Source organism: Hyphomonas sp. (genome assembly GCF_046313975.1).
Lineage (GTDB): Bacteria > Pseudomonadota > Alphaproteobacteria > Caulobacterales > Hyphomonadaceae > Hyphomonas.
Map to the genome: position 1 here is coordinate 1 of NZ_JBKBXB010000075.1, position 3,614 is coordinate 3,614.

The 3,614-nt window shown below is 67.8% G+C and carries 4 protein-coding genes and 1 tRNA gene; 1 reads left to right on the forward strand and 4 read right to left on the reverse strand.

Annotation, left to right across the window (positions count from 1 at the left end):
- Window positions 1–353: 353 nt before the first annotated feature.
- The 4 genes from ACK4TE_RS15775 to pgi form a co-directional block, all read right to left on the reverse strand.
- A tRNA-Phe gene (locus ACK4TE_RS15775) sits at window positions 354–428 on the reverse strand.
- A 57-nt stretch (window positions 429–485) separates the two neighbouring features.
- Entirely contained in the window at window positions 486–704 is a 219-nt protein-coding gene (locus tag ACK4TE_RS15780) for a DNA gyrase inhibitor YacG (RefSeq protein ID WP_409912492.1), read from the reverse strand.
- Window positions 701–1,735, reverse strand: a complete 1,035-nt coding sequence (locus tag ACK4TE_RS15785) for a ribonuclease E/G (RefSeq protein ID WP_409912493.1) — start codon at window positions 1,733–1,735, stop codon at window positions 701–703. Before ACK4TE_RS15785 ends, ACK4TE_RS15780 begins: the two co-directional genes overlap by 4 nt.
- Window positions 1,736–1,738: 3 nt before the next feature.
- Window positions 1,739–3,289: a glucose-6-phosphate isomerase gene (gene pgi, locus ACK4TE_RS15790; protein WP_409912494.1), complete on the reverse strand. Its 1,551-nt coding sequence runs from the start codon at window positions 3,287–3,289 to the stop codon at window positions 1,739–1,741.
- A 222-nt stretch (window positions 3,290–3,511) separates the two neighbouring features.
- On the opposite strand from pgi, the gene ACK4TE_RS15795 reads away from it, so the two are divergent.
- On the forward strand, window positions 3,512–3,614 hold a 103-nt coding region (locus tag ACK4TE_RS15795; protein ID WP_409910815.1), incomplete at its 3' end, for a GTP-binding protein.

Below are 3,614 nucleotides of genomic sequence, written 5' to 3' on the forward strand. Positions count from 1 at the left end.
CCCGCTCGCCAAAGCTCGGGACCGGTTCAAACATGGGTCAGTTCTCAGTGGAAATTTCTGCCCTCCCAGGGTCAATTCTCAACGGCAATCAACAGCTTCGTCCGGCTGTCCGGTTTGAGGCCGCGGATTCGTGTGTCTGTGAGCGGCATTTTGTTGGCATCCTCAAAAAGTGTTGGCATTTTTCCGGCCGTTGCGATTCCGGGCCGTCTCGATGCCAACAAAATGCCAACAGAAAAAATTTCTTCCAACGATTTTTGGTGGACGTTGGCGGACAAAGACGCTGAGGGCGCCGACCTAAAGCCTTGTTTTTATGGATACTGGTGGAGGCCCGCGGACGTCGCTGGAAGCCTGAATGGTGCCCGGGGGCGGAATCGAACCACCGACACGCGGATTTTCAATCCGCTGCTCTACCCCTGAGCTACCCGGGCGGGCCGTTCGGGGAAGCGGCTACTTAACGAAGCCCATCCGGCTTGTCTACGCCGATTTCAGCGGTCCTCATCCGCGTCCGGCCGGCCCTGCGGCGCAGCCTCCTCCGCCTCGTCCGCCGGCGCGCCGGGGATCGCATAGCTACCCGTCAGCCACTGGCCGAGATCGGCGTCCGCACAGCGCTTCGAGCAGAACGGGCGATAGTCCGCGCTGACTGGCTTCTTCCGGCATTTGGCGCATTTCGGCTGGCGGTGTTCGGGGGGCAAGGGCTGGCTCATGGCGTTTCGGTCACGTCCGGATCATCTCTGTCAGCGCCGGTGATCGTCAACCGGCCACCATATTTTTCCGCCAGCCGCGCTTCGGCACCGAGGCCGCTGGCCGCCAGCCAGGCCGCCGCTGCCCGGGGCAGGGCAAGGGTCAGCCGCGTCATCCGGGCCTGCCGCGCTGCCGCTTCCAGCTGCCGCAACCCCGCCAGCGCGGCGGTCTCCGCCGCCTCCGCCAGCCGGTCCTCCAGCGGCGCTGTCTGCCAGTCCGCCGACGCTTCCATCAGCCCGAAGGCAGACGGCGCCAGCGCCTTCACCTGCCGCGTGGAGATCGCCCGCCACGCCTCCAGGAAAGCTGCCCGCACCTGACCACCCGCTGCGGTGTCCAGCGGCGCCACACAGTCCAGCACCATCAGCCCGCCCAGCCCGCGCAGGTGTGCCTGCCGTGCCAGTTCACGCGCCGCCGCTAGGTTCACGCCGAGTGCCAATGCGGACCGTCCGCCGCGTGCCGCACGTCCGGATGTGTCAATGTCCGCGGCCACAAGCGCCTCGGTCCGCGCAATCTGCATCACGCCGCCGCCGGGAAGGGTCGCCCGCGCGTTCAACGCATCTTCGAACGCGGCAGCCACCTCGGCATCGCCTGCCGCCCGGTCCTCAATCGCTGCTTCGGCGCCGCCCACCAGCGTCTCCCGCCAGCGCGCCGCGCCTAGAGCGCCCGCGTCGCCGCGCGCCAGTGCCACGCGCGCCAGCTTCCCGCGCCGCGCCTCGGCCACCACGTCAACACTCACGGCCGCGCCTTCTGTCAGCGCCTCGTTAGTGCTGATCCGCAGGAACGCCTCGCCCTGCGCGCCAAGGTCCACGAAGGCGCCGCCGGTGGCCGTATCCAGCTTGCGCACCCGCGCCTCCAGCCGCTCGCCAAGGCGCGCGCGCCGGGCCGCGTCTGTCTCACGCTCAAGATATAGCGCAACCGGCAAGCCGTCCGTACCCAGAGCAACCCAGCGGGTCTCCCCGATACTCTGCTCACGGAGGAAGCCGCCGACCGGCATCGCCTAGCGGATCATCCTCAGGATGGCCTGCGTCACAGGGTCTGCCGCGCGGTCCGGAGCCCCGAGCGCCGGTTTCAGCCGCGCCGCCATCGTCTTGCCGCGCTCCACGCCCCACTGGTCAAACGGGTTCACGCCCCACAGCTTGCCGGCGAAATAGGTGCGGTGCTCATACATCGCCACCAGCGCGCCAAAGGCTTTCGGGCCGAATGCCGCATGCGACAGCAGCGTAGAAGGCCGCCCGCCCGCATGCACTTTCTGCAGCGCGACGCCGGGTGCGAGGTCGGGTTCCTCGGCCTCCACCTCTTCCAGGCTGCGCCCGTTCGCCAGCACCTCGGCCTGCGCCAGCGCATGCGCCGTCAGCGCCGCCAGGCCTTCCGCATCCCGCTTGCGATCCGCAGCCAGGATGAACTCGCACGGCACCGCATGCGATCCCTGATGCAGCCACTGGTGATAGGAGTGCTGGCCAACCGATCCTTCGCCGCCCCACAGCGCCGGCGCCGTCGGCAGGTGGGCCGCGTCGCCCGACGGCTTCACCGACTTGCCGTTCGATTCCATTTCCAGCTGCTGCAGGTAGGTCGGCAGCATCCGCAGCCGGTTGGCATAGGCCAGCACGACCCGCATCGGTGCGCCGCGCACGGTCGCGTTCCAGTAATCCATCAGCGCCAGGCGCATCGGCACATTGCTCTCCAGATCGGCCGTGCGCGCATGCGCGTCCATTTCCGCCGCGCCCGAGAGGATATCCCGGAACACGTCCGGTCCGAGATAGATCATGCAGGCCAGCGATGCGGCCGACCAGAGCGAGAACCGTCCGCCCACAGACAGCTGCATGTCGAACAGGTGCGCCTCGCGCCCGCCCAACCAGGCCTTCGCTTTCTCCGGCACTGCCGTCACCAGCGCCAGATGCTGGCTCGCCGCCGGGCCGAGCGCGGCTTCCAGCCAGGCGCGGGCCCGGCCGAGATTGTACAGGGTCTCTTCCGTACCGAAGGATTTCGACACGCCGATCACCAGAGTCGAGGCCGGATCCAGCCCCGCCATCGCCCGGTCGAGGTCATACGGGTCGACGTTGGCGGCAAATTTCAGCGTGATTCCGGCATCCGCCTTGCTCTCGAACGCGTCGGCAATCAGCCGCGGCCCGAAATCGGAGCCGCCGATGCCGATATGCAGCACCGCCCGGAACTTGCCGCCCGTCGCCGTCTTGATGCTGCCGGAGCGCACCCCGGCGGCGAAATCCAGCGCCGGCAGCACGCTCTGGCGCACCGTTTCGGCCTCGTCCGTCAGCGGTTTCTGCGCCCGCAGGGCCCAGTGCAGGGCCGGGCGCGCCTCGGAGGCATTGACGATCTCGCCGTTGAACAGGCGCGATCCGGCATCTTCCAGCTTCTGGGACTGCCCGAACTTCATGAGCGCCGCCTCGGCCGCCTCGTCGAGATAGTGGCGGGCCATGTTGACGCGCCAGCCGGCGGCTTCCAGCGGCGGCTGGGCCGCCCGTTTCGCCGCCAGATCGCGCAGGGCAGCGCCCGCCAAGCGGGCTGCATGTTGGTCCAGGTCTTCGCGCACCGGATCAGCTCCGTTCGAGGTCAAAAGGGAAGGGGGCCTTATGGTCCGCAACCGCCCCTGCGGCAAGGGGGCCGGAAATGCCCGCCCGGACTGACACAAGGCCGCTTGAATCCGAGGGGCGACATGGGTATGAGGCGCGATCGGCAGGCAGGTGGCCTGACATTATCTTGGTAAACACACCGTCCGGCGGTCCGGACGCGGACCGAACAAAGGAGAGGCCCTATGGGCAAGGCAAAGTTTGAGCGTACGAAGCCGCACGTCAACATCGGCACGATTGGTCACGTTGACCATGGCAAGACGACGCTGACGGCGGCGATCACGATGG

Excerpts from the sequence above, each read along its gene's own strand:
- ACK4TE_RS15780 (WP_409912492.1), bottom strand. The coding sequence starts at position 704 with ATGAGCCAGCCCTTGCCCCCCGAACACCGCCAGCCGAAATGCGCCAAA.
- ACK4TE_RS15785 (WP_409912493.1), bottom strand. The coding sequence starts at position 1,735 with ATGCCGGTCGGCGGCTTCCTCCGTGAGCAGAGTATCGGGGAGACCCGC.